The organism is Amycolatopsis sp. NPDC049868 (assembly GCF_044461365.1).
GTDB lineage: Bacteria > Actinomycetota > Actinomycetes > Mycobacteriales > Pseudonocardiaceae > Amycolatopsis.
Window position 1 is genome coordinate 15858 of record NZ_JBITKV010000027.1, and the last position, 23503, is coordinate 39360.

The 23503-nt window shown below is 68.8% G+C and carries 23 protein-coding genes; 11 read left to right on the plus strand and 12 right to left on the minus strand.

Annotation, left to right across the window (positions count from 1 at the left end):
- Positions 1 to 58: 58 nt before the first annotated feature.
- The gene (locus ACIBTM_RS46160; protein ID WP_005155393.1) at positions 59 to 226 is read right to left on the minus strand and encodes a DUF3117 domain-containing protein; all 168 of its coding nucleotides are present in this window, start codon (positions 224 to 226) and stop codon (positions 59 to 61) included.
- A 196-nt stretch (positions 227 to 422) separates the two neighbouring features.
- Between ACIBTM_RS46160 and ACIBTM_RS46165 the strand changes: the two genes are divergently transcribed.
- On the plus strand, positions 423 to 1217 hold the full coding sequence (locus tag ACIBTM_RS46165; protein ID WP_395883439.1) for an enoyl-CoA hydratase-related protein: 795 nt from the start codon (positions 423 to 425) through the stop codon (positions 1215 to 1217).
- A gap of 110 nt (positions 1218 to 1327) precedes the next feature.
- Positions 1328 to 1801 carry a hypothetical protein gene (locus ACIBTM_RS46170; protein WP_395883440.1) on the plus strand — a complete coding sequence of 158 codons (474 nt, stop codon included), beginning with the start codon at positions 1328 to 1330 and terminating at the stop codon, positions 1799 to 1801.
- Here ACIBTM_RS46170 and ACIBTM_RS46175 read toward each other — a convergent pair.
- The 7 genes from ACIBTM_RS46175 to ACIBTM_RS46205 are packed head-to-tail and all read right to left on the minus strand — an operon-like array spanning position 1798 to position 5405.
- Positions 1798 to 2367: a DNA-3-methyladenine glycosylase I gene (locus ACIBTM_RS46175; protein WP_395883441.1), complete on the minus strand. Its 570-nt coding sequence runs from the start codon at positions 2365 to 2367 to the stop codon at positions 1798 to 1800. The two genes, ACIBTM_RS46170 and ACIBTM_RS46175, sit on opposite strands and share 4 nt — an antisense overlap.
- Positions 2360 to 2809 (minus strand): SRPBCC family protein, encoded by a 450-nt coding sequence (locus ACIBTM_RS46180; protein ID WP_395883442.1) that lies wholly within the window; start codon positions 2807 to 2809, stop codon positions 2360 to 2362. The genes ACIBTM_RS46175 and ACIBTM_RS46180 overlap by 8 nt, the downstream gene beginning before the upstream one ends.
- A complete protein-coding gene (locus ACIBTM_RS46185) occupies positions 2806 to 3108 on the minus strand; it encodes a DivIVA domain-containing protein (protein ID WP_395883443.1) in 303 nt (100 codons plus the stop codon). The genes ACIBTM_RS46180 and ACIBTM_RS46185 overlap by 4 nt, the downstream gene beginning before the upstream one ends.
- The gene (locus tag ACIBTM_RS46190) at positions 3105 to 3779 is read right to left on the minus strand and encodes a permease prefix domain 1-containing protein (protein WP_395883444.1); all 675 of its coding nucleotides are present in this window, start codon (positions 3777 to 3779) and stop codon (positions 3105 to 3107) included. The genes ACIBTM_RS46185 and ACIBTM_RS46190 overlap by 4 nt, the downstream gene beginning before the upstream one ends.
- Positions 3776 to 4426: a permease prefix domain 1-containing protein gene (locus ACIBTM_RS46195; protein ID WP_395883445.1), complete on the minus strand. Its 651-nt coding sequence runs from the start codon at positions 4424 to 4426 to the stop codon at positions 3776 to 3778. Before ACIBTM_RS46195 ends, ACIBTM_RS46190 begins: the two co-directional genes overlap by 4 nt.
- Positions 4423 to 5082: a permease prefix domain 1-containing protein gene (locus tag ACIBTM_RS46200; protein WP_395883446.1), complete on the minus strand. Its 660-nt coding sequence runs from the start codon at positions 5080 to 5082 to the stop codon at positions 4423 to 4425. The genes ACIBTM_RS46195 and ACIBTM_RS46200 overlap by 4 nt, the downstream gene beginning before the upstream one ends.
- Positions 5079 to 5405 carry a helix-turn-helix transcriptional regulator gene (locus ACIBTM_RS46205; protein WP_005155407.1) on the minus strand — a complete coding sequence of 109 codons (327 nt, stop codon included), beginning with the start codon at positions 5403 to 5405 and terminating at the stop codon, positions 5079 to 5081. The genes ACIBTM_RS46200 and ACIBTM_RS46205 overlap by 4 nt, the downstream gene beginning before the upstream one ends.
- 140 nt (positions 5406 to 5545) lie before the next feature.
- On the opposite strand from ACIBTM_RS46205, the gene ACIBTM_RS46210 reads away from it, so the two are divergent.
- Genes ACIBTM_RS46210 through cydC form a run of 4 tightly spaced genes read left to right on the plus strand, consistent with a single transcriptional unit; the run spans position 5546 to position 10836 of the window.
- On the plus strand, positions 5546 to 6724 hold the full coding sequence (locus ACIBTM_RS46210) for a cytochrome ubiquinol oxidase subunit I (RefSeq protein WP_395883447.1): 1179 nt from the start codon (positions 5546 to 5548) through the stop codon (positions 6722 to 6724).
- Between the two features lie 3 nt (positions 6725 to 6727).
- Positions 6728 to 7720, plus strand: a complete 993-nt coding sequence (locus tag ACIBTM_RS46215; RefSeq protein ID WP_395883448.1) for a cytochrome d ubiquinol oxidase subunit II — start codon at positions 6728 to 6730, stop codon at positions 7718 to 7720.
- Positions 7721 to 7729: 9 nt separating this feature from the next.
- The gene (gene cydD, locus ACIBTM_RS46220; protein ID WP_395883449.1) at positions 7730 to 9289 is read left to right on the plus strand and encodes a thiol reductant ABC exporter subunit CydD; all 1560 of its coding nucleotides are present in this window, start codon (positions 7730 to 7732) and stop codon (positions 9287 to 9289) included.
- Entirely contained in the window at positions 9286 to 10836 is a 1551-nt protein-coding gene (gene cydC, locus ACIBTM_RS46225; RefSeq protein ID WP_395883450.1) for a thiol reductant ABC exporter subunit CydC, read from the plus strand. The genes cydD and cydC overlap by 4 nt, the downstream gene beginning before the upstream one ends.
- Here the strand turns inward: cydC and ACIBTM_RS46230 are convergent.
- Positions 10825 to 11727 (minus strand): glucosyl-3-phosphoglycerate synthase, encoded by a 903-nt coding sequence (locus ACIBTM_RS46230; RefSeq protein WP_395883451.1) that lies wholly within the window; start codon positions 11725 to 11727, stop codon positions 10825 to 10827. The two genes, cydC and ACIBTM_RS46230, sit on opposite strands and share 12 nt — an antisense overlap.
- Positions 11728 to 11778: 51 nt before the next feature.
- Here ACIBTM_RS46230 and ACIBTM_RS46235 point away from each other — a divergent pair, with 51 nt between their 5' ends.
- On the plus strand, positions 11779 to 12453 hold the full coding sequence (locus tag ACIBTM_RS46235) for a lysophospholipid acyltransferase family protein (RefSeq protein WP_395883452.1): 675 nt from the start codon (positions 11779 to 11781) through the stop codon (positions 12451 to 12453).
- 536 nt (positions 12454 to 12989) lie between these two features.
- On the opposite strand, the gene ACIBTM_RS46240 is transcribed toward ACIBTM_RS46235, so the two are convergent.
- From ACIBTM_RS46240 to ACIBTM_RS46250, 3 genes are all read right to left on the minus strand, one after another.
- Positions 12990 to 13568 carry a TIGR00730 family Rossman fold protein gene (locus ACIBTM_RS46240; protein ID WP_395883453.1) on the minus strand — a complete coding sequence of 193 codons (579 nt, stop codon included), beginning with the start codon at positions 13566 to 13568 and terminating at the stop codon, positions 12990 to 12992.
- Positions 13568 to 14353 (minus strand): TIGR00730 family Rossman fold protein, encoded by a 786-nt coding sequence (locus ACIBTM_RS46245; RefSeq protein ID WP_395883454.1) that lies wholly within the window; start codon positions 14351 to 14353, stop codon positions 13568 to 13570. The genes ACIBTM_RS46240 and ACIBTM_RS46245 overlap by 1 nt, the downstream gene beginning before the upstream one ends.
- Before the next feature lie 112 nt (positions 14354 to 14465).
- Positions 14466 to 16328 carry a glycoside hydrolase family 9 protein gene (locus ACIBTM_RS46250; protein WP_395883455.1) on the minus strand — a complete coding sequence of 621 codons (1863 nt, stop codon included), beginning with the start codon at positions 16326 to 16328 and terminating at the stop codon, positions 14466 to 14468.
- 182 nt (positions 16329 to 16510) lie between these two features.
- On the opposite strand from ACIBTM_RS46250, the gene ACIBTM_RS46255 reads away from it, so the two are divergent.
- From ACIBTM_RS46255 to ACIBTM_RS46270, 4 genes are all read left to right on the plus strand, one after another.
- Positions 16511 to 17833 carry a helix-turn-helix domain-containing protein gene (locus ACIBTM_RS46255; RefSeq protein WP_395883456.1) on the plus strand — a complete coding sequence of 441 codons (1323 nt, stop codon included), beginning with the start codon at positions 16511 to 16513 and terminating at the stop codon, positions 17831 to 17833.
- Positions 17834 to 18111: 278 nt separating this feature from the next.
- A complete protein-coding gene (locus ACIBTM_RS46260; protein WP_395883457.1) occupies positions 18112 to 20379 on the plus strand; it encodes a M4 family metallopeptidase in 2268 nt (755 codons plus the stop codon).
- 90 nt (positions 20380 to 20469) lie between these two features.
- Positions 20470 to 22056 (plus strand): M28 family peptidase, encoded by a 1587-nt coding sequence (locus ACIBTM_RS46265; RefSeq protein ID WP_395883458.1) that lies wholly within the window; start codon positions 20470 to 20472, stop codon positions 22054 to 22056.
- Between the two features lie 203 nt (positions 22057 to 22259).
- The gene (locus tag ACIBTM_RS46270; protein ID WP_395883459.1) at positions 22260 to 23315 is read left to right on the plus strand and encodes a chitinase; all 1056 of its coding nucleotides are present in this window, start codon (positions 22260 to 22262) and stop codon (positions 23313 to 23315) included.
- Positions 23316 to 23503 lie beyond the last annotated feature (188 nt).

The following is a 23503-nucleotide window of genomic DNA, read 5'->3' on the forward strand; positions in this document are numbered from 1 at the left end:
ACCCCGGCCTCCGAGAGGAGACCGGGGTGCGGGTGGTTGAACGTTGGTGCGGTCCGGCTCAGCCGGTGACCTCCTGCAAGGCCGCGCCGAGATCCTTCGCTTCTTCCGCGGAGAGTTCGACGACGAGGCGCCCACCACCTTCGAGTGGTACGCGCATCACGAGGCCCCGCCCCTCCTTAGTCACTTCGAGGGGACCATCTCCGGTCCGGGGCTTCATGGCCGCCATAGCGTGCTCCCTCCGTCTCAACCGGCGCGCCCGGGTCGCGCTCGTCAAAGCCAGCCGGGTCTACTGTCCATTGTCCCTCATCAGCGGCCGAGCGCGAACGCGGACCGATCTTTTGCCGCCGTATCGGTGCTGGTATGCGGCTCGCGAGGCTGAAAGACTTCGTCTCAGACCGCAGTTTCGCCGACTAGGAGATCCCGTGACCACATCCGACGTTCTGCTGACCGCCGACGCCGATGGCGTGCGCACCTTCACGCTGAACCGGCCGCAGGCGTACAACTCGCTGACCGTCGAACTCAAGGAACTGCTGCTGACGGGCCTGACCGAGGCCGCGGCCGACGACAGCGTCCGCGCGGTCGTGCTGACCGGTTCGGGCAAGGCGTTCTGCGCCGGGCAGGACCTGAAGGAGCACGTCGGGTTGCTGCAGGCGGGTGACCCGGCGCCGCTACACACGGTCAAGGAGCACTACAACCCGATCGTCAAGACGATCGTCGGGATGCCGAAACCGGTCATCGCGGCGGTGAACGGCCCGGCGGCCGGCGCGGGCGCGGCCTTCGCGTACGCGAGCGACCTCCGGATCGCGGCGACGTCGGCGAACTTCCTGATGGCGTTCGCGAACGTCGGCCTCGGCCCGGACTCGGGCGCGTCGTGGACGCTGCAGCGGCTGATCGGCCTCGGCCGCGCGGCCGAGCTGATGCTGATGGCGCGCACGGTCGACTCCGCCGAGGCGCTGACGCTCGGCCTGGTCGGCGAGGTCGTGCCGGACGAGGAACTGGCCGCCCGTGCGCAGAAGGTCGCCGCGAAGCTCGCGGCCGGTCCGACGGTCGCGTACGCGAAGATCAAGAACGTCCTGGCCGTCGCCGCCGAGTCCTCTCTCGAAGAGGCTCTCGACGCCGAGGACGCGGCGCAGTCCGCGCTGGGCGCCACGGCCGACCACACCGAGGCCGTTGAGGCCTTCGTGGGCAAGCGCAAGCCGAACTTCCAGGGCAAGTAACCCCTCGCCGCGTGCTATGAACGGTCCGTTCCTTGCAAATTTTGCAAGGAACGGACCGTTCATAGCGCGTGCCGGGACCGGTACCGGGCAGCCGCGGCTAGCCTCCGGCAGTGATCCCGCCCCACCTCAAGGCGACAGCCGCCGAGCACGACCTCGGTGACTGCCTCCGTCGCTACCGCCGCCGGCCGGGAGCCGTCGGGACCTTCTTCGCCTTCGCGCCACTCGCGGGAGCGCTGGCGCTCGGGCTCCGCGAAGGCGACATGACCGGCGCCCTGGCCATCACGCTGTTCGTGTGGCCGCCGCTTTTCCTGTGGTGGTGCGTGTCGACAAGGAGACGTCTCGACGGCGGCCTCTACGTCTTCGATCGTGGTTTCGCCGACGTCCACGGCCGCAAGGTCCAGTGCGTGATCACCTGGCCCGAAGTCCGTTCGGTCAAGTACAAGACCCGCTCCCTCTGGGCGGGTCTGATTCCCGTCGCGTACGCCGCGCGCTGCGTGATCGAACTGCGGGACTTCCGGAAGATCGAACTCGACGGCAGCTACCGCTCGCTGGAACGGCTGGCGAGAGACCTCGGAGCGCACTAAACCGCCCGGAAGCAGTCCTTCACGTGGTCGTCGACCATCCCCGTCGCCTGCATCAGCGCGTAACAGGTCGTCGGCCCGAGGAACGCGAAGCCGCGCTTCTTGAGTTCCTTCGCCATGGCCTTCGACTCGTCGGTGATCGCCGGGACGTCCGCCATCCGCCGCGGCCGGGCGTGCGAAGCGGGCGCGAACGACCACAGCAGGTCGTCCAGCGAACCGTCCAGCTCCTCGATCGCCCGCGCGTTGTTGATCGCCGCCAGGATCTTCGCCCGGTTCCGCACGATCGACGCGTCGTCCATGAGACGGGCGACGTCGTCGTCGGTGAAGACGGCGACCTTCTCCGGCACGAATCCGGCGAACGCCTTCCGGAACGACTCCCGCTTCCGCAGGATCGTGATCCACGAAAGCCCGGACTGGAACGACTCCAGGCACAGGCGTTCGTACAGCTCTTCATCGCCGTGGAGCTCGACGCCCCACTCGGTGTCGTGGTACTCGACGTAGTCCGGGGCCGAATTCCCCCATGAACACCGCTTGATCCCGTCCGCGCCCAGCAGACCCGCCTCAGCCAACCCGGTACCCCTCCGCGTATTTCACGAATCTCTGCAGGCACAACCGCAGTCCCAGTTCGAAGCCCGGTTTCGCGACCGGCCAGCCGAGCCGTCCGACGACGCCGAACGGCGGCCGCAGATGCTCCGCCCAGACGAACGTCGAGGCATGCGGCCCCTTTTCGATCACCTGGAAGACCCCGGTGCCCTGCACGATTTTGCCGAGATGCCGCACGACGCAGCGCAGCGGCGGCTCCCAGCTGGTGATCTCCATGGTGTCGGTGAAGCCGATCCCGGCGACACCGGTGAACGCCGACAGCTTCGAACCCACGCTGCGCCCGTTGCCCTCGACGACCTTGACCTCGGTGCCGAGCATCCATTCGCCCTGGCGTTCCCAGTCGGTCAGCGCCAGCCAAGCCGTCCCGGCCGGTACCGCGACGTCGACGGAGACGACGACATCGGTCACCTGGCGCCCTCGCGCTCGGCCTCCAGTTCGGCCACCTTGGCCCGCAGGTCCTCGATCTCGGCACCGAGCCGCCGCATCACCCAGTCCACTTCGGACATCTTGTAGCCGCGCAGCACCATCTGATAGCGGACGGCGTGGACGTCCTCGGCGGTGATGTCCTCGGCGGGCAGCCTGGTCGGCGAGCCGCCGGGAGGCAGCGGGGCCAGCTCCTCACCCCGGCCGAACACCACGGCGGCCAGCAAGAACACCACGGCGGCCACCAGCAGCATGACTACGAGATAGATCAGGGCGGTCGTCACGCCACGATCGTGGCACACGAACGCCACGATCGTCGCGCCAGCAACGCGAGTCGCACGCTGACCACCACCCAGAGCACCATGAGGATCCCGCAGGGCACCGACAGGAACAGTCTCGACGCGTCGATGATCCCCGTGGCGATCACCAGCAGCGCCACCGAAAGCAGGTTCAGCCCGACGGCCTCGCCGATCAGCACGCCGGCGGTCCTGACCAGCCGGGTGCCGTCCATCCGCCGGGAAAGCCAGCGCATGCAGAGCAGCGCGATCACGCCCAGCATCGGCACGATGAACACCGAGCCGTGGGTGAACTGGGCGACGTACTTGTACCAACCCGGGGTCGGCGTCGCGAGCTGCGACCAGTCGCCGAAGGTCCATTTGCGGGCGAACTCCCAGGCGAGCTGCATCATCGGCACGCCGAGGATCAGTTTCCACAGGGTCCGGGTGCCGCTGTGCATCCCCAGTTCGGCCTGATAGTCCCGCGCGATCAGCTGCACCGGCCCGAAATCGTCGACGGCGTGCCGTTGCGCCTCGTACTCGCTCCAGCCGCCGTCGCGATACGCGGCCGCGGCGTCGTTGAGCCCGTCCCGTGCCTCACGCAGCAGATCCCGCTTCGCCGACGCCGGGCCGTCCAGCCGGGTGCGCAGCTGTCCGAGGTAGGCCTCGATCACCGTCATGCCGTGGCTCTCCAACTCCGCGCGGCGACCGTGAGCCGCATGCTGAACAGGATCCAGATTCCCGAGCCGACCGCGCACGGCACGCTGACGATCAGGCGGGCGGGTTCCAGCAGCCCGGTCGCGCCGCCGTACGTCGCGACCGCGAGCAGGTTCAACCCCACCGCCCCGGCCAGCGACCACGAGACCGCGCGAGCGGCGAACGGGCCGCCCGCTCGCCGCGAGAGCAACCGTGCCGCGAGCAACCCGGCGACCGCGACGGCCGGGGACAGCACGGCCAGCGTGTCGGCCGCGCCGATCGCGCGGTGGTACCAGGACGGCGGGTCACCGAACCGGGACCAGTCACCGAAGCCGCGCGCGAGATCCCAGGCGAGGATCAGCAGCGGGACACCGACGATCAGTTCCCACAGCACGCGGATGTCGCGCCGGAGTCCCAATTCCGCTTGGTAGTCGCCGGCGATCAGGTCTGCCGGGCCGAAGTCGGCGACGGCACGGCGTTCGGCTTCCACCTCGTCGACGCCGCCCGCGCGATAAGCCTCGGCAGCGTCCGTCAGACCGTCTCTCGCCTCGGTGAGCAGGTCGTTCTTCGCCGACGACGGCCCGCGCAAGCGGGCATCCAGATCGCCGAGGTAGGCCTCGATCGCGTTCATGCGGCGAGCGCGGGCCGGGGCCGGAAAGCCGATGGGAGCAGCCAGAAACTGAACGCTACCCAGCCGGCCGCCAGCACGTTGCACGCGAGGCTCACGTTCAGCATGGACGGATCGAGGACCGTCGTGCCCACGGTGAGCAGCAGCAGCGCCAGCAGGTTCGTGCTCGCCGCGGCGCCCACCGTCCACCGCGTCACCTTCCCCAGGCTCACGCTGTCGAGCCTGCGCCCCAGCCTGCGCGCCCCGAAGAGCGAGACCGCTCCGATCACCGGCGGAACGAGGACCAGGACACCGAATATCTCGATGACGGCCAGGTACCAGTCCGGATTCGGCTTCCCGCTCCAGTCGCCGTAGGTCCAGATCCGCGCCAGCTCCCAGCCCACCTGGATCAGCGGGACGCCGACGATGACCTTCCACAATGTGCCGATGTCGCCGCGCAACGCCAGTTCGGCCTGATAGTCACGGGCGATCACGGCGGCCGGGCCGAAGTCGGCCACGGCACGGCGTTCGGCTTCGGCCTCCTCCACGCCGCCCGCACGATAAGCCTCGGCAGCGTCGGTCAGGCCGTCCCTCGCCTCGGTGAGCAGATCGGCCTTCGCCTTCGCCGACCCGCGCAACCGCCTGTCCAGATCGCCGATGTAGGCCTCGATCGTGCTCATGCCGTGCTCCCCCCGAGGACACCACCTATCACGGTGGTGAACTCCTGCCACTCCGCTCGTTCCGCCGCCAGGGCCTTCTGCCCGGAGCGGGTGAGCTTGTACGTACGACGTTTGCGGCCGGACACGACGTCCCACTCGCTGGCGAGGAATCCGGCGCGCTCCAGCCGGCGAAGCGCCGGGTAGACGGTGCCCGTCGGCAGGTCGAGCGCACCGTCGCTGCGGAGCTGGAGCGCCTCGATGATGGCGTACCCGTGCAGCTTCCGGCCGTCGAGGACGGCGAGGAGCAGCGCGTCGAGGTGCCCGCGCAGGCTGTCTGCCTTCATAGATAGACAGTCTACACATCGCCGCATACCAGGGTAGCCGGGTCTTTCCCGGACCGGCCTCAGGGAATGTCCCCGAGATCACCCCGATTTCATAGATTTAGTGGCTACATGTAGCCAGCCTACGTATACAGTGCTTCGGCATGGACGCACTCCCGATCGCGAGACTCCAGTTCGCGACGACGACCTCGTTCCACTTCCTGTTCGTGCTGCTCACACTGGGGCTCGTGACACTCGTCGCGGTGATGCAGACACGCTCCGCGTTCGGCGACAAGCCGGAACTCACGCGGATGACTCGCTTCTGGGGCAAGCTTTACGTGATCAATTACGCGCTGGGAATCGTCACCGGAATCGTGATGGAATTCCAGTTCGGACTCACCTGGACCGGCCTGTCCTCGGTCGCGGGCGACGTCTTCGGCGCCCCGCTGGCCATCGAGACGCTGGTGGCGTTCTTCGCCGAATCGACCTTCCTGGGGCTCTGGATCTTCGGCTGGGGGCGGCTGAACAAATGGGTCCATCTGACGCTGATCTGGCTGGTCACGCTGACCGCGTACGCCTCGGCGCTGTTCATCATGGTGGCCAACTCGTTCCTGCAGAACCCGGTCGGCACCCACGCCGAGAACGGCGTGCTGAAACTCGACGACTTCGGCGCGCTGTTCACCAACCCGGCGCTGGCGAGCTCGCTGCCGCACGTGCTGAGCGCGGCGCTCATGACCGGCGGCTTCTTCGTGGTCGGCGTCAGCGCGTACCACTTCATCAAGCGCACCAAGGAGATCGAGTTCTTCCGGCGCTCGATGCGGATCGGCGTGCTCGCCTCGCTGGCCGGCAGCACACTGGTGATCGGCTTCGGCTTCGGCCAGTTCGGCCCGCTCGGGGAGTACCACCCTGACAAGCTCAAATCACCGGATCCGCTGGTCGGCGCCTCGCTGGGCTTCATGATCCAGATCGGCTTCATCGCCTTCCTCGCCTCGATCCTCGGCACGCTGCTGCTGTTCCGGAACTGGATCACGAAGGTGCGGCCGCTGCTGTACGTGATGGTGCTGGCCATCCCGCTGCCGTTCATCGCGGCGATCCTCGGCTGGCTGGTGCGGGAGATCGGCCGTCAGCCGTGGCTGATCCGCGGGCGGCTGACCACCGCCGACGCCGTCGCGTCGATCCCGGCCGGGCAGATCCTGTTCTCCTTCATCGCGTTCACCGTGCTGTTCGCGGCGCTCGCGATCGCCGACTGGGTGCTGATGTCACGGGTCGCCAAACGCGGTCCGGATCCCGTCGAAGAAGCAGCCGCGCCTCGTACCGAACTTCCCGTCCTGAGTGGAGTCTGACCGATGGTGATCCTCTGGTGGTGTGTGCTCGGTTTCCTGACGGCCGGCTATTTCGCGCTGGCAGGCTACGACTACGGCGTCGGGATGCTGCTCGGCAGGCTCAGCCGTGACGAGGCCGGGCGACGGCGCGTGCTCGGCGCTTTCGGCCCGTTCTTCCTGGCCAACGAGGTGTGGCTGGTGGCCGCGGTCGGCGTCCTGTTCGGCGCTTTCCCGCATCTGGAAGGGAAAGTGTTCTCCGGGGCCTACCTTCCGGTCGTCAGCCTGCTGCTCGGGCTCGTCACGTTCACCGCGGCGGTGCAGTTGCGCAGCAGGCGGCCGGACGCGGGCCGCGGCGCCTGGACGCTGGCGATCACCGTCGGCGCCTGGGTGACGGCGGTGTCCTGGGGTGTGTTCCTCGGCAATCTCGTGCTCGGGCTCCCGCTCGACGCGGCCGGAAACCCGACAGGCGACGTCCTCGCGGTGTTCAGTCCGTACGCGCTGCTCTGGGGTGCCGGGTTCGTCGCGCTGTTCGCCTTGCAGGGAGCGGCTTTCCTCGCCGTCCGGGCGCCCGCCGAATTCACCGCCCGGGCGAACCGGATCGCCAAGGCCCTGCTCGCGCCGGCGCTCGCGTTCCTGGTGGTGACGGTCGCCTGGGGCGCCGTGGAGACCACCGCGTCCTGGTCGGTACTGCCTGCGATCGTGCTGGCGTTCGGCGCGCTGGCGACCGCGGCGGCGGCCTTGCGCGCGGGGCGGCACAAGGCGGCGCTGGTCGCCACGATGACGCTGTCCGCGTCGCCGGTGCTGGCGGTCGGGACGCTGCGCCTGCCGGACACGCTCGTGTCCTCTGTGGACGGGGGCTTCTCGTTGAGCCTGACGGAAGCGGCCACCAGCACCGAGATGCTCGGCCTGCTCACCTTCGTGCTGCCGCCCGCGCTCGTGGCGATCGCCGCCGTGCAGTGGGTCACCTGGCGCAACCACGACACCCGCGTCGACCAGCGTTCGCTGCTGCACTTCTAGGAGCTCGATATGCCTCCCCTTCCCGGGCTGCGCCGTCATTTCGGCGTACTGGCCGTCCTCGGAACGCTGACCGCCGCGGCGATCCTCGTCCAGGCCGACGGTCTCGCGACGCTGCTCACCGGCGGCGGCGTGACCTGGACGCTCGTGGCCGCCATCGCCGTGCGGGCGCTGCTCGCGGGCGTCCAGGGTTCCCTCGGCGGCCGGTTCGCGGCGACGGTCAAGTCCGGGCTGCGCAAACGGCTTCTCGGTGCGGAGGCGGAGAATCCCGGCAAGGTCGCGACCCTGGTGACCAAGGGGATCGACGCGGGCGACGCCTACCTGACCGGTTATCTGCCGACGGTGGTGCTCTCGGCGATCGTGCCGGTCGCGGTGCTCGTCCGGCTGTTCGCCGCGGATCTGTCGTCGGCGCTGATCATCACCGCGACGCTGCCGCTGATCCCGGTGTTCGCGATCCTCGTCGGACAGCACACGAAGGCGAAGACCGCCAAGCAATGGTCGCTGCTTTCCAAGCTGGGCGGGCATTTCCTCGACGTCGTACGCGGGCTCGGCACGCTCAAGGTGTTCGGCCGCGCGGAAGCGCAGGCGAAGACCGTGCGGGCGATGGCGGACGCGCACACCGACGCGACCATGCGCACGTTGCGGGTCGCGTTCCTGTCCGCGCTGGTACTGGAACTGGTGGCGACGCTCTCGGTGGCGCTCGTGGCGGTGCCGATCGGCTTCCGGCTGCTGGAAGGCGGCATGGTCGTGCACACCGCGGTGCTCGTGCTGCTGCTCGCCCCCGAGGCGTACCTGCCGCTGCGGGCCGCGGGGGCGAAGTTCCACGCCAGCGCGGAAGGGCTCGCCACGCTCCGGGAAGCGCTGGCCGTCCGTTCGGAGGACGTCGCCGGGGGTTCGCGGGTGGCCCGCCGCGGTGCGCCCCGGATCGTGCTGGAGAAGGTGAGCGTCGCGTACGGCGACGAGACCGTACTGTCCGAAGTGGACATGACGATCGAGGCGGGTGAGCATGTCGCGCTCGTCGGGTCCAGCGGTTCCGGGAAGAGCACGCTGCTGGCGATCCTGCTGGGCTTCGTCACGCCGACGTCAGGCCGGGTCCTCGTCGACGGCGTCGACCTGCGCGAACTGGATCCGGCGGCGTGGCGGGCCGGGACGGCATGGGTGCCGCAGCGGCCGACGTTGTTCACCGGGACCGTCGAGGAGAACATCGCCATGGGCCAGGTGCCGGACGTCCAGGCCGCGGCACGCGCGGCGGCGTTCGACGAGGTCGTGCGCGGCCTGCCCGACGGTTACCGGACCCGGATCGGCGAACTGGGCGCGCCGCTTTCGGCCGGTCAGCGCCAACGGCTCGGCCTCGCCAGGGCATTGGCCCGCACCGAGGCGGGTCTGGCGCTGCTCGACGAGCCGACCGCCCGGCTCGACGCGGGGACCGAAGCGGCCGTGCTCGGCGCGACCCGTGAACTGCTCACCGGCCGGACCGCGGTACTCGTCGCCCACCGGCCCGCGATGGCAGAGCTGGCCACCCGCGTCATCGAAGTCCACGATGGCGCCGTACGAGAACGGGAACTGGTGTGAACGTCTGGGACGTGTCCACAAAGGACGTAGTACGGCTGGCCCGTGCCGGGCTGATCGCGGCCGGGGCCGAGCTGGCGGGGCTGGCACTGATGGCCACCGCCGCGTGGCTGCTGTTGAAGGCGGCCGAGCAGCCGCCGCTGGCTTCGCTGACCGTGGCGATCGTCGCCGTGCGGACCCTGGCGTTGCTGCGCGGCGGGCTGCGTTACGCGGAACGGCTCGCCGGGCACGAGGTCGTCCTGCGGTATCTCGGCGCCTTGCGGACCCGCGTGTACACGTCGCTGTTGCCGCACCGGGTCTCCCGGCATTCGGGCGGCGACCTCGTCACCCGGCTGGTGTCCGATGTGGACGCCGTGCAGGACGCGATCCTCCGCTGTCTGCTGCCCGCAGGTGTGGCCGCTTTCGTCGGCGCGGTGTCGACGACGGTCGCGCTGATCGTCAGCCCGGCCGCCGGGCTCGTCCTCGCGTTCGGGCTCGCCGTCGCCGGAATCGGCCTGCCGTGGCTGTGCGTACGGATCACCAGGGCGGCGGCGCAGGAGGGCGCTCCGGCCCGCGCGGACCTCGCCGAACGGACGGTCGAACTGATCACCGGGCGGCGCGAGCTGATCGCCTACGGCGTCCACGAGTCCACTGTGGACGCCGCGCGCACCGCGGTCGATTCCCTGGGTTCGCGGGATCGGGCGACGGCGAACCGCACGAGCCTGCTGACCGCCGCCGGGATCCTCGTCCAGCTGCTGACCTGCGTCGCCATCGCGCTGACCGCCGGGGTTTCACCGCCGCTGACCGCGGCGCTGGCCCTCGGCGCGCTGGCCGTGTTCGAGCTGATCCTCCCGCTGACCGCGGCCGCCCAGCGCTGGGTCGAGGTCCGCGCGTCGGCCGAGCGGGTGCGCGCGCTGCTGACCGAACCGCCGCCCGCGCTCGGGACCGCGGTGCCCGAACCGGGACATCTGCGGCTCGAAGGCGTGGGCGTTCACTTCACAGGCAGGGCCCCGGCGCTGGACGGCGTCGACCTCGATCTGCTTCCGGGCAAGCGGATCGGGATCGTGGGGCCGAGCGGGGCGGGGAAGACGACGGTGCTGAACGTCCTGCTGGGATCCGTGGCGCCGACGTCCGGGCGCGCCCTGCTGAACGGGAAGCCACTGGACACCTACGACCCGACGCTGCTGCCGTCGGTGATTTCGGGTGCGCTCGCGGACGCGCACGTCTTCCACACGACCGTCCGCGAGAACCTGCTGCTCGCGAAGCCCGGCTCTTCCGACGCCGAACTGCTCGACGCGTGCGCGACGGCCGGATTCGATCTGCCGCTGGATCGCGAAGTCGGCTCCGACGGCGACGCGTTGTCCGGTGGGCAACGCCAGCGGCTCATCCTTGCGAGAGCGGTGCTCTCGGCACCGCCGATCCTCGTCCTGGACGAGCCCGTCGAGGGTCTGGATCCGGCGCACGGCGACGCCGTCCTGGCCGACGTGCTCGCCGCCGCGCGCGGGACCGTCGTGCTCGTGACGCATCGTGAATCGCAGGTGGCCGGGTTCGACGAGGTCCTACGCCTGTAGGCCTCGCACTTCCCGCATCGGCGGCCGGTCGCTCACCGACACCTCGGCCACCTCCGGCAGCCATTCGTCACCCACCTGCGCGAACTGGGTGAGCTGGGCCGGGTCGTCGGACTTGATGCCGCAGCGCGCGAGCGCCGTCCCGAGGATCTGACGCGCCATCACACCAAGCTGAAGCAGCGAGCGGTTGCGATGCTTGCGTACGCCGAGGTTGACCTGGGCGAGCCCTTCGAGGCCGTAGCGCGCTTCGGCGTCGAGGATGAGCCCGATCTCGACGCCGTACCCGGCCGCGAAGGGCACCGACTCGAGGAACTCGCGCGTCGCGGCGTACTCGCCGCCGAGAGGCTGGATGAGCCCGGAGAGCGACGGGCGCAGCGCCGAGAGGACCGGTCGCGCCAGCAGCTCGGTGACCCGGCCGCCGCCGCTGCTCTCCAGCCGCAGCGGCCGCCGGTAGAAGCCCTTGACCAGGTGGACGCCGTCCTCGCAGAGCAGAGGACCGAGCAGGGTCGGCACGAACGCCGGATCCGGGTCGACGAGGTCGGAGTCGAGGAACACGACGACGTCCCCCGTCGTCGCGGCCAGCGACCGCCACAGCACCTCGCCCTTGCCCGGCACCGGAGGCAGGTCGGGGAGCACGTCCTCGCGGTACACCACGCGCGCGCCGGCGCGGGCGGCGAGCTCGGCGGTGGCGTCGGTCGACCCCGAGTCCATCACGACCAGCTCGTCGACGACCGTGCCCAGCAACGGGCGGACCGTCCCGACTACCTCGGCGACGGTGTCCTCTTCGTCGAGCGCCGGTAGCACGACCGAAACCGTCCGGTCACCCTTCGCAGCGACGATGTCTTCGACCGTCCAACCGGGGTTCTGCCAGGTACGCCGCTCGAACCAACTCATGAGTAGTGATCGTGCCATGCTGGAGTCCGACACCCTGTCGATGGAGGAACCTTGCTACCGCTGCTCGTCCGATTCGTGCTCGGCCCGCTGGTCAGAGCGCTGTACCGCCCCGAGATCCGCGGCGTGGAGAACATCCCCGCCACCGGCGCGGTACTCCTGGCACCCAACCATCGGGCGGCGCTGGACACCGGCGTGATCACTTTCACGGCGATGCGGCAGGTCAAGTTCCTCGGCAAGGCGGAGTACTTCACCGGTCGCGGGCTCAAGGGCAAGATGATGGCCGGTTTCCTGGGCGGCCTCGGCTACGTCCCGGTCGAACGCGGCAACGCGCAGGCCGGTCTCGCCGCGCTGGAGGCGGCGCGGAAGGTGCTCGACGCAGGCGGCGCTTTCGCGATCTACCCCGAAGGCACCCGCTCGCTGGACGGGCGGCTGCACCGCGGGCACACCGGTGTCGCGGCGCTGGCGCTGGCGACCGGGGCGAAGGTCGTGCCCGTCGCGCTCACCGGGACCGAAGACCTGCAGCCCGCCGGGAAGCGGATCCCGCGGCGGGCGAAGATCACCGTCACCTACGGTTCGCCGTTGGACTTCTCGCGATACGAGGGGCAGGACTCGTCGCCGGCGATCCGGCGCTCGGTGACCGACGAGATCATGTACGCGATCCTGGAGCTTTCGGGGCAGGAGTACGTCGACTCTTATCACAAACGGCCTGATCAGAGCGCTGCTTGACGGTTGCGGCGGGGTGGTAGCAAAGGTCCCTTGCTCCCTTCCTGCCCGCGTCCCCTCCCCCGCCGCTGCAATGAAAGTGTCTTTCCTTGCAAATTTTGCAAGGAAAGACACTTTCATTGCACGCGCGAGTTGGACTAAAGGGACATTTGGCGCATTCCGGTGCGGCTGGTGCTGGGCGAAGTGCCGTGAAGGCCTCCTTCCCTACTTTCAGGGTAGGGAAGGAGGCCTTCACGGACCCTGGGTCCCTCAAGAGGTCCTTCACGGACCGGATGATCGCCACCTGTTCCCCGGCAGCCCCACACGTCACAAGCAACCCGCGTGAAGGCCCCCTTCCCTCGGCTGAGCCGGAGAAACTCGCCCTTCACCGCAACCCAAGTACATGAAGGCCCCCTTCACGGCGCTAGACGCAATGAAGGAGGCCTTCACGGACCGACGGATCGCCCCACACGCCCCACACGTCACAAGCAGCCCGCGTGAAGGCCCCCTTCCCTCGGCTGAGCCGAGGGAAGGGGGCCTTCACGCGCAACCCCAAAGCCCTACTTAGCCCACTTAGGCCGAGGAGGAGGCGCGTAGTCCGCGAAGCCGTCCAGAAGCACCGAAGCGTCCGAGTCGATCGAAAGCATGTCCCGGTACCCGGCCGACAGGAAACCCTCCGACACCATGTGGTCGGCGAACTTCAGCAGCGGCGCGTAGTACCCGCCGACGTCGACCAGCCCGATCGGCTTCTCGTGCAGCCCGAGCTGCGCCCACGTCCACACCTCGAACAGCTCCTCCAGCGTCCCCGCGCCGCCGGGCAGCGCGAGGAAGCCGTCGGACAGCGCCGCCATCTTCGCCTTCCGCTGGTGCATGTCGGCGACGACGTGCAGTTCGGTCAGGCCGGCATGCGCGATCTCGACGGTGCCCAGCGCCTCGGGGATCACGCCGATCACCTCACCGCCCGCGGCCAGCGCGGCGTCCGCGACGACGCCCATGGTCCCGACCGAGGCCCCGCCGTAGACCAGCCCGATCCCCCGCGAGGCCAGCAGCGTGCCCAGGGCTCGCGCCTCGTCGGCATACCTCGGGTCGAAGCCCATCGACGAGCCACAGAAGACACAGATCCGGCGCGGCACCGCCATCAGTGGGTGTCCTCCCAAGCCTTGTAGGAATCCTGCACGACGCGTACGGCGTCTTCGATGTCGTCGGTGACGTGCAGCAGTTCAAGGTCCTTCTGGCTGATCTTGCCCTCGCCGAGCAGCGAGCTGGCGATCCAGTCGTACAGGCCGCCCCAGTAGTCGCTGCCGAACAGCACGACCGGGAACTTCGTGACCTTCTTCGTCTGCACCAGGGTGAGCGCCTCGAACAGCTCGTCGAGCGTGCCGAAGCCGCCGGGCAGGCAGATGAACGCCTGCGAGTACTTGATGAACATGGTCTTGCGGGCGAAGAAGTACCGGAAGTTGACACCGAGGTCGACCCACGGGTTCAGGCCCTGCTCGAACGGCAGCTCGATACCGAGGCCGACGGAGAACCCGCCCGCCTCGTTGGCGCCGCGGTTCACCGCTTCCATCGCGCCGGGGCCACCGCCGGTCATCACCGCGAAGCCCGCGTTCGCGAGCGCGGCGCCGATCTTGCGGCCGAGTTCGTACTCCGGGTGATCCCGCTTCGTCCGCGCGGAACCGAACACCGTCACCGCGCGCGGCACCTCGGCCAGCGCGCCGAAGCCCTCGACGAACTCCGCCTGGATCCGCAGCACCCGCCACGGGTCGGTGTGCACCCAGTCGCTCGGCCCCCGCGAGTCCAGCAGGCGCTGGTCGGTGGTGCTGCCCTGGTCACGGCGATCCCGCCGCAGCACGACCGGGCCCTTGTGGCGCTCGATCGGACGTTCCGGGTACTGGCCGTCGGGGAACTCGCTTGTCTCACTCACCCCGCCAAGACTACGACGTCGTCACCGTCCGGAGCGGCGGCATCGCCGCGAACAGGAGTTGTCGGGTACGCGAACGCGGGGCCCGCCGGGAAGCGGGCCCCGCGATCACGCCTCAGGAACGTCCGGTGAGCGCGAACGCGAGCATGGCCGTCGAGGTGAAGTCGATGGCGGGCTCGTTGCTCGGCCACGAGGCGAGGTCGTCGGTGTAGCGCGACTCGGTCGTGTCGAAGCTGTCGAACGGCTTCGTGCACTCCTTCGCCCCGGCCGGGAACGGCAGGTCCGCGAAGTGTTCCGCGCCGTTCGGCCCGTTCACGACCGCGCCGTAGAGCACCTTGTCCTCGCCGGCGAGGTTGGCCGCCTGGTGGTGCGGGCACTTCGGCGACGTCGTGCCGACCCCGACGACCAGCGAGACACCCCACGCGTTCGCGCCGAGGGTGAAGTTCCGCTGCTGCGAACCGAACGCCGCGTACCGCCGGTCACCGGTCACGTCCGCGTACAGCCGCTCGGTCGCGGCGAACCCGAAGCTCTTGCTGGCCGCGTCGAAGTCCTTCACCGAGACGGCCGTCCGGAAAGGACTCTGAGCCGCGCTCGCGACACCTTCGTCGAGCTGACGCCGGAGGTCGCCGATCAGTTCCTGCGGGCCCAGCGCCGCACCCGGGACACCGTGCCGCAGGAGCTTCGCCAGTTCGGCGTGCGCCAGCGCGCTGGTGTCGTACAGGTTGAGCGTGCTCTTCTCTTCGACGTCGATGTAGGCCTTCGCCCAGTGTGCCGCCTGCCGCGTCCATTCGGCCGACCGCGGGTCACGCAGGGCCTTGGCCGCCAGCGCGAGCTGCGTCGCGCCGAGCTCCATGTCGTCCCGCCAGGACGATTCCGGGTAGTACGCGTGCGGGAACGCCGTGACCAGCTCGCCGACGTTCTCCGTCTTGGCCTGCGCGAACACCGAGGCGGCCTCGGCGAAGTACTTCTTCGCCAGCGAAGGGTTCCGCTTCGCCTCGACCTGCGCGCCGAGCGCGAAGGCGGCGGCGACGCGACCGGCGAGGTTCGGGCTGAGCGCGGACCCGCCGGGGTTGGCGGGGAAGACCGGCCGGTGCTTGACGAAGTACTTGGGGTCACCGGGTTTCACGTCGAGCGCGTCGTCGTCGTGCGGGTTCCGCCAGACGTCGTGGTCGCCGAGGAAGCCGAACTTCTCGCTGCCCGTTCCGATGCCGACCTGGGCGTAGAGCGTCTTGGTCTTCTCGTCCCACATCTTGTCGAGCCAGTCGAGACCGAGCTTGACCTCCTTGGCCAGCACCCGGTCGTAGTCCTCGCGGAGCACGTATCCCAGCTCCGCCAGCGAATACGCCGTGTTCGAGGTGAACTTGACGAAGTCGCCCGCGTCGACCCAGCCGCCCTCGACGTCGATCGGGCCGCCGATCGGCTTCAGCGGTTCGGCGATCTCGTCGCCGCCCTCGCCGACGAACACCGGCCAGTCGTAGACGGTGGCTTGTTTGTCCGCCAGATGCGAGGGTTTGCGGTCGAGACGGCCGGGGATGATGTCGTCGCCGTCGCGCTGCGCCTGGAAGAACTCGTTGGTGGCGCGGACGAGCGGGGTGAAGAGCCGGTCCTTGGTGTCCACCCGGAACGTCGGTGACGTCGCCTTGGTCTCGCCGCTGACCTCGATCCGGTACTTGCCCGGCAGCCAGACCTTCGACAGGTCCAGCTGGTACACCGCCGGGTACTTCGCGTTCCAGGCGCCGAGCGACTGCCCGGTCCGTCCACGATGGACGGTCCGGCCGCGTTCGTCGATCACCGAGAACGAACCCGGCGCGCTGGAAAGGAGATAGGCGTGCTTGGTCTCGGTGATGCCGTAGCCGACCTGGTCGACCCGGACCTCACCTTGCACCGCCGCCGCGGCCGAAACCGCCGGAACCGTCAAACCCCCGAGGACCAGTGCCGAAACCGCGGCCACCGCCCGGGACCAGGAACTCACCATCATCGGCGCCCCGCTCGAATTAGTTAAGAAAGTTTCCTTTTTATGGCGCAAGACGCTAGCGCCCGGAGCGTCACCAGTCAATATGTCCGTTTCGGCGGTCGAAAGTCACCGGATCCGGGAGTTGTTGGCGGGTATCTGTCCTGCTCAACCCGGATACCCGCCGGGAAGTCGTCTAACGTGGTCGCGTGCCGTCCAAGCCGAACGGGGCTGAACCACTCGGCGCGCGGATCCGGCGGTTGCGCCGGGCACGCGGGCTGACCCAGCGCGAGCTGGCCGAGCCCCGCTACGACCGCGGCTTCCTCGCCAAGGTCGAGTCGGGCGGCCGCCTGCCCTCGGACGACGTGCTCTCCCATCTCGCGCGACGGCTCGGCCTCACCCCGGACGAACTCCGCTTCGACCGGCCACCGGGCGCCGCCGAAGAACTCACCGACGCGCTCGAAACCGCGTATCGCGAGCTGCAGCAGGGCGGACTCGAAGCCGCCGAGCGCGAATTCACCCGCGTGGAGCGACGCGCGGCCGAGTACCGGCTGCCGGACGTCCAATGCCACGCACGCTTCTATCTCGGCGAAGTGCAGTGGCAGCGTTACGACATCCCGTTGGCGGACAAGGGTTTCGCGTATGCCATGGAGCTCGCCGACGCCGCTTCGCCCCGGTTGCGCGCCATGATCGTCAACCGGCTGGCGGCCTGCCGCGCGCTGTCGGGCGATCTGGGCGCGTCGGTCGCGCTCGTCGAAACGGCGCTCGGCGAGCTTCGCGCCACCGGCGCGAGCGATCCCGATGCCGAGCTGGCACTGCTGACCGCGTTGATCCACCCGCTCATCGAAATGGGCGCGCTGCGCCGGGCGCGACGGGCCGCCGAAGAAGGCCAACGCGCCCTCGCTTCCGCTCACCGCAAGGACATCTCCGCGCGATACCACCGGCAGGCGGCGCAACTGTGGCAGGAGATCGGTCTGGTCGACCGTGCGGAGAAGGACCTTTCGCGGGCACTGAGGCTGTTCACTTCGATCGGTTACGACCGCGACGCCGCCCGGAGCCGCTGGGCCCGCGGCTTCCTGTGGCGACGACTGGGGAAACTCGAGGAGGCGCACGCCGAACTACGGCTCGCCCGTGATCTCCTCGCCAAAGCCGGATCCCAGGAGGGTGTACTCGGCGCGACCATCGAGCTCGCCGACGTCCGCCGCCGCCAAGGGGAACTCGACGAGGCCGCCGAACTCGCCGAAGGGATCCGGCCGCTTCTGGATCGATCCCCCGATATCGAGGCGAGGGCGGAGGTTCTCCGGTTACTGGGACTCATCGCCCGCGCCCGCGGCGATCTGCCCGGAGCGACCGCGTTGCTCGAAGAAGCCGCCACCGCACAGGAAAAGGCCGAACTGCGCGGTGCGCTCGTCGCCACCGCACTGCATTTGGGCGACACGCTGCGGGCCCGCGGATTAATCGAAAAGGCGGCGGAGGCCTATCGGCGCGGTGTGCGCGCGGCCGCTATGTCCGATTCCGGGCCGACGGACTGAAAACCATACGAAAGTCGCCATATATCGCATATGGCGGGAAAAACTCTTACTACACAGGGATTTCATTCCTTGCATGTGGATCTTCACCCGGCCCGCTAGGCCATCCGGCCCATTGACGGCCTTGTGAGCGGCTCCTTTACTCGAACGTGTCCATCGAGATAACTCCAGTTATCCGAATGGGCACGCTCCCCGTCCCCCGCCCGTGCACCCGCCCCGGTCGAATTCCCCGCCGCGCCTAAGGCCGTACGGGTACACGGTCCTGCCCATGGAAGGTTCACATGACCGTTCAGCGAGGGCTCAGAACAGGGTTGGCGGCCGTCGCCGGCCTTGCCCTGAGCATGACGTTCCCGGTGACCCCGGCGAACGCGACCACCGCCACCATCCAGCAGGCGAGCCCCGACGCCGTGGCCGCGAGCGCCGCCGACCAGGCCGCCGCGGCCGGGGTGGACCACTTGCGGAGGGGAGCCGATGAGGACTTCCGCCGCGTCGGGCTGACCCAGGGTGGCGGAGGACTCTTCTACGCCGCTTACGAACGAACCTACCGTGGCCTGCCGGTCGTCGGCGGGGACGCGGTGGTGGTGGCCGACGGCGCCGGGCGCGTCCGCGGCACCAGCGCCGCGGAGACCGCCGCGATCTCCGTCGGCACCAAGGCCAAGATCTCCGCGGCGAAGGCGACCGAGGTCGCGCGCGCCCAGCTGTCCAAAGTAGACAGTGTGGTCGCGCCTAAGCTCGTCGTGCTGGCGGGGAACTCCCCCAAGCTCGCCTACGAGGTCGTCGTCGCCGGTACCAAGGCGACGAACCCGAGCAACCTGCACGTCTTCGTGGACGGCGCCACCGGCGCGGTGCTCGAAACCCGTGACGACGTCAAGATGTCCAACTTCCCCACCGCCGCCCCGAAGGCCACGTCCAACGAGATCGGCACGCTGGGCGCCGGGAACAGCTACTACGTCGGCAACGTCACCATCGACACGACGAACTCCGGCGGCACGTACACCATGCGCGATCCGCAGCGCACCAACATCAGCTGCGCCCGCCAGAACGGCTCGCCCTACAGCGGACCGGACGACAACTGGGGCAACGGCACCGGCACCGACTTGGAAACCGCCTGCGTCGACGCGCTCTTCGGCGTCCAGACCGAGTGGAAGATGCTGGGCGAATGGCTCGGCCGCAACGGGATCAACGGCAACGGCGGCGGCTTCCCCGCCTACGTCGGCCTGAACCAGGCCAACGCCTACTGGAACGGCTCCTCGACCACCTACGGCCGCTCGCAGGACAGCCAGCGTCAGGCCACCCCGATGGACGTCGTCGCGCACGAGTACGGCCACGCCATCTTCCAGACCACGCCGGGCGGCGCGGGCAGCGGCAACGAGAACGGCGGCCTCAACGAGTCCACCGGTGACATCTTCGGTGCGGTCACCGAGCATTACGCCAACAACGCCAAGGACACCCCGGACTACGACGTCGGCGAGGGCGTGAACCTGGTCGGCCGCGGTCCGATCCGCTACATGAACCAGCCGAGCAGGATCTCCGGCAACCCGGACTGCTACTCCTCCTCCATCCCGAACACCGAGGTGCACGCCGCCGCGGGCCCGCAGAACCACTGGTTCTACCTGCTCGCCGAGGGCACCGCGCCGGTCGGCAAGCCGGCCAGCCCGACCTGCAACAACACCTCGATCACCGGTATCGGCATCCAGAAGGCCGCGAAGATCTTCTACAACGGCCTGCTGAAGAAGACCTCCAGCTGGAACCACAAGGCGGCCCGCAAGGCCACCCTGGAAGCGGCGCTCGCGCTGTACCCGGGTTCCTGCACCGAGTTCAACACCACCAAGGCGGCGTGGGACGCGATCAGCGTCACCGCGGCGACCGGCGAGCCCACCTCGTGCACCCCGCAGGGCAACGACTTCTCAGTCGGTGTCACCCCGGCGTCGGGCTCGGTCAAGGCAGGCGAATCGGCCACCGTCACGGTGAACACCGCGACCGTCAACGGCACGGCGCAGTCGGTGAAGCTCACCGCGAGCGGCCTCCCCACCGGCGCGACCGCGACGTTCAACCCGGACACCGTGCAGTCCGGCGCCTCCTCGACGCTCACCATCGCGACGTCGGCGAGCACCCCTGACGGCACCAGCACCATCACGGTGACCGGCACCGCGGCGAGCGGCACGCACACCGCGCAGTACAAGCTGACCGTCGGTACCGGCGGCGACGTGCGGACGTACACCAACGACACCGACTACGCGATCAACGACTACGGCACGGTGAACAGCCCGATCACCTCCACCGCCACCGGTAACGCGGTGTCCCCGGTGAAGGTGACGGTCACCGGTACGCACACCTGCTCCGAGGACCTCCGCATCAGCCTGAAGGCACCCGACGGCAGCACGTATTCGGTCAAGCCCACCGGCTCCCTGCCCTGCACCGACCTGGGCACGCGGAACTACTCGGTGAACGTGACCAACGAAGTCGCGGCGGGCACCTGGACCCTCGTGGTCTACGACGCCTACGCGCAGGACACCGGCACGCTCTCCAGCTGGTCGATCACCGTCTAACTCCACCTCGCGCGTGAAGGACTCCTTCCCTCGGCTCACCCGAGGGAAGGAGTCCTTCACGCAAACCCCTCCAGAAAGGAATACCCCGGCATGAAGTGGGGAAAGCGAATAGGAGCGGCCGTCGTCGGCATGGCCGCCGTCTTGGGTGTCGTCACCGCGCCCGCGCAGGCGACCACCACCGCCGCACCGGATATCTCGCTCGCCAACGTCAAGGCGCATCTGAGCGCACTGCAGACGATCGCCAACCAGAACGGCGGCAACCGCGCCTCCGGACGACCGGGCTACCCGGCGTCGGTGTCCTATGTGGCGCAGAAGCTGCGCGACGCGGGTTACAACGTCACGCTGCAGTCCTGCACGAGCTGCGCGGGCTCGAACCAGAACGTGATCGCGGAATGGCCGCAGGGCGACGCCAGCCAGGTCATCATGCTCGGCGCGCACCTCGACAGCGTCAGCGCCGGCCCCGGCATCAACGACAACGGCTCCGGTTCGGCCTCGATCCTCGAAGTCGCGCTGACGCTGGCCCGCGAGAACCCGGCGATGGCCAAGCGCGTCCGCTTCGGCTGGTGGGCCGACGAGGAATCCGGTCTGCGCGGTTCCAAGTTCTACGTCAACAGCCTGCCGCAGACCGAGCGCACGAAGATCAAGACGTACCTGAACTTCGACATGATCGGCTCCGACAACTGGGGCTACTTCGTCTATGACGACGTGGCTTCGGTCAAGGCGGTGTTCGACGAGTACTTCAGGACGATCGGCATCCAGACCGAGGGCGACACCGAAGGCGACGGCCGTTCGGACCACGCGTCGTTCAAGAGCGCGGGCATCCCGGTCGGTGGCCTCGCGACCGGTGCCGGCTACACGAAGAGCGCCGCGCAGCAACAGAAATGGGGCGGCACCGCCGGCAGGCCCTTCGACAGCTGCTATCACCGCGCATGCGACACGCTGTCCAACATCCCGGACACCCCGCTGGAGAAGAACAGCGACGCGATCGCCTACGCGCTCTGGAAGCTCGCCGTCGGCACGTCGACGGGGCCCGACTTCTCGATCGGCCTGACCCCGTCCTCCGGCACTGTCCAAGCAGGACAGTCGGCCACCGTCACGGTCAACACCACGACGACTTCCGGTGCGGCGCAAACGGTTTCGCTGAGCGCCAGCGGGCTCCCCGCCGGCGCCACCGCGACGTTCAATCCCGCCTCGGTGCAGTCGGGCGGTTCTTCGACGCTCACCATCGCGACGTCGGCGAGCACGCCCAACGGCACCAGCACGATCACCGTGACCGGTGACGGGACCTCGGTGGACCGCACGGCTCAGTACACGCTCACCGTCGGCGACGTCAGCGTGCGCACGTTCACCAACGGCACCGACTACGCGCTCAACGACTACGCGACGGTCAACAGCCCGATCACGTCCAGTGCGACGGGGGCGGCGACCTCGCCGGTCAAGGTGTCGATCACCGGTACGCACACCTGCTCCGAGGACCTCCGCATCAGCCTGAAGGCGCCCGACGGCAGCACGTATTCGGTCAAGCCCACCGGCTCCCTTCCGTGCACCGATCTCGGCACGCGGAACTACTCGGTCCCGGTGACCAACGAGACCGCTTCCGGCACTTGGACGCTCGTGCTCTACGACGCCTACGCGCAGGACATCGGCACACTCGACAGCTGGACCATCACCGTCTAACCAACCGAATGGCGAAGGCCATCTCACGAGGACACCCGGCCTCGTGAGATGGCCTTCGTGCGTGGGGGAGAATTTCGGACAACTCTTCGATATCTGGTCTAGACCACCCGATCGTCGGTAGCGCCACTCATGCGCGGCGACCTATGTTGAGCCGAACGGCCGCTTCCTGTTCGTTCAAACCGCTTTCGAGATGGGAGCTGGGTATGTTCGGTCGCGTCTCACGGCTGCTCGCAATCACCGGCGCGGCGGTACTCGCCGTCACCACACTCGTCGTCCTGACCCCGGCGCAGGCCTCACCCGACGCCGAGGTCTGCGCGGTCAAATCGAAGCCCGCGGGCAAGGTCCTGCAAGGCTATTGGGAGAACTGGGACGGCGCTTCGAACGGTGTCCATCCACCGCTCGGCTGGATCCCGATCACCGACGCCCGCATCAAGGCCAATGGGTACAACGTGATCAACGCGGCCTTTCCGGTCATCCTGTCCGACGGAACGGCCAAATGGGAGGATGGGATGGACGCGACTGTGAAGGTCGCGACCCCGTCCGAAATGTGCGCCGCCAAGGACGACGGCGCGACGATCCTGATGTCCATCGGCGGTGCCACCGCGGGAATCGATCTGAATTCGGCCACCGTGGCGGACAAATTCGTCGCGACCATCGTGCCGATCCTGAAGAAGTACAACTTCGACGGGATCGACATCGACATCGAAACCGGCCTCACCGGCAGCGGGAACATCAGCACGCTCTCCGCGTCGCAGAAGAACCTCATCCGCATCATCGACGGCGTCCTCGCCGCGATGCCGCCGAACTTCGGGCTCACCATGGCGCCCGAGACCGCGTACGTCACCGGCGGCAGCGTCGTCTACGGCTCGATCTGGGGCGCGTACCTGCCGATCATCAAGAAGTACGCGGACAACGGCCGGCTGTGGTGGCTGAACATGCAGTACTACAACGGAAGCATGTACGGCTGCTCCGGTGATTCGTACCAGGCCGGGACGGTTCAGGGCTTCGTCGCGCAGACCAACTGCCTCGACAAGGGCCTGGTGATCCAGGGTCAGACGATCCGCGTTCCCTACGACAAGCAGGCCCCTGGTCTCCCCGCGCAGGCGGGCGCTGGCGGCGGCTACATGTCGCCGAGCCTGGTTTCCCAGGCGTACCGCAGCATTCCTTCGCTCAAGGGCCTGATGACCTGGTCGATCAACTGGGACGGTTCGCGGAGCTGGACCTTCGGCCGGAACGTGAAGTCCTTGCAGGGCCGCTGAACCCTCGTGAGTGGTGGGGGGGGGGGGGACCCCCCCCCCCCCCCCCCCCCCGCCCCGCGGGGGGGGGGGGGGGGGGGGCCCCCCCCCCCCCCCGGTACCGACGAGCGACGACCACACGAAAGAGGCCCCCGTCGCGGAGCGAAGGGGGCCTCGAACAGAAGTGGGCGAGGAGGGAGTTGAACCCTCAC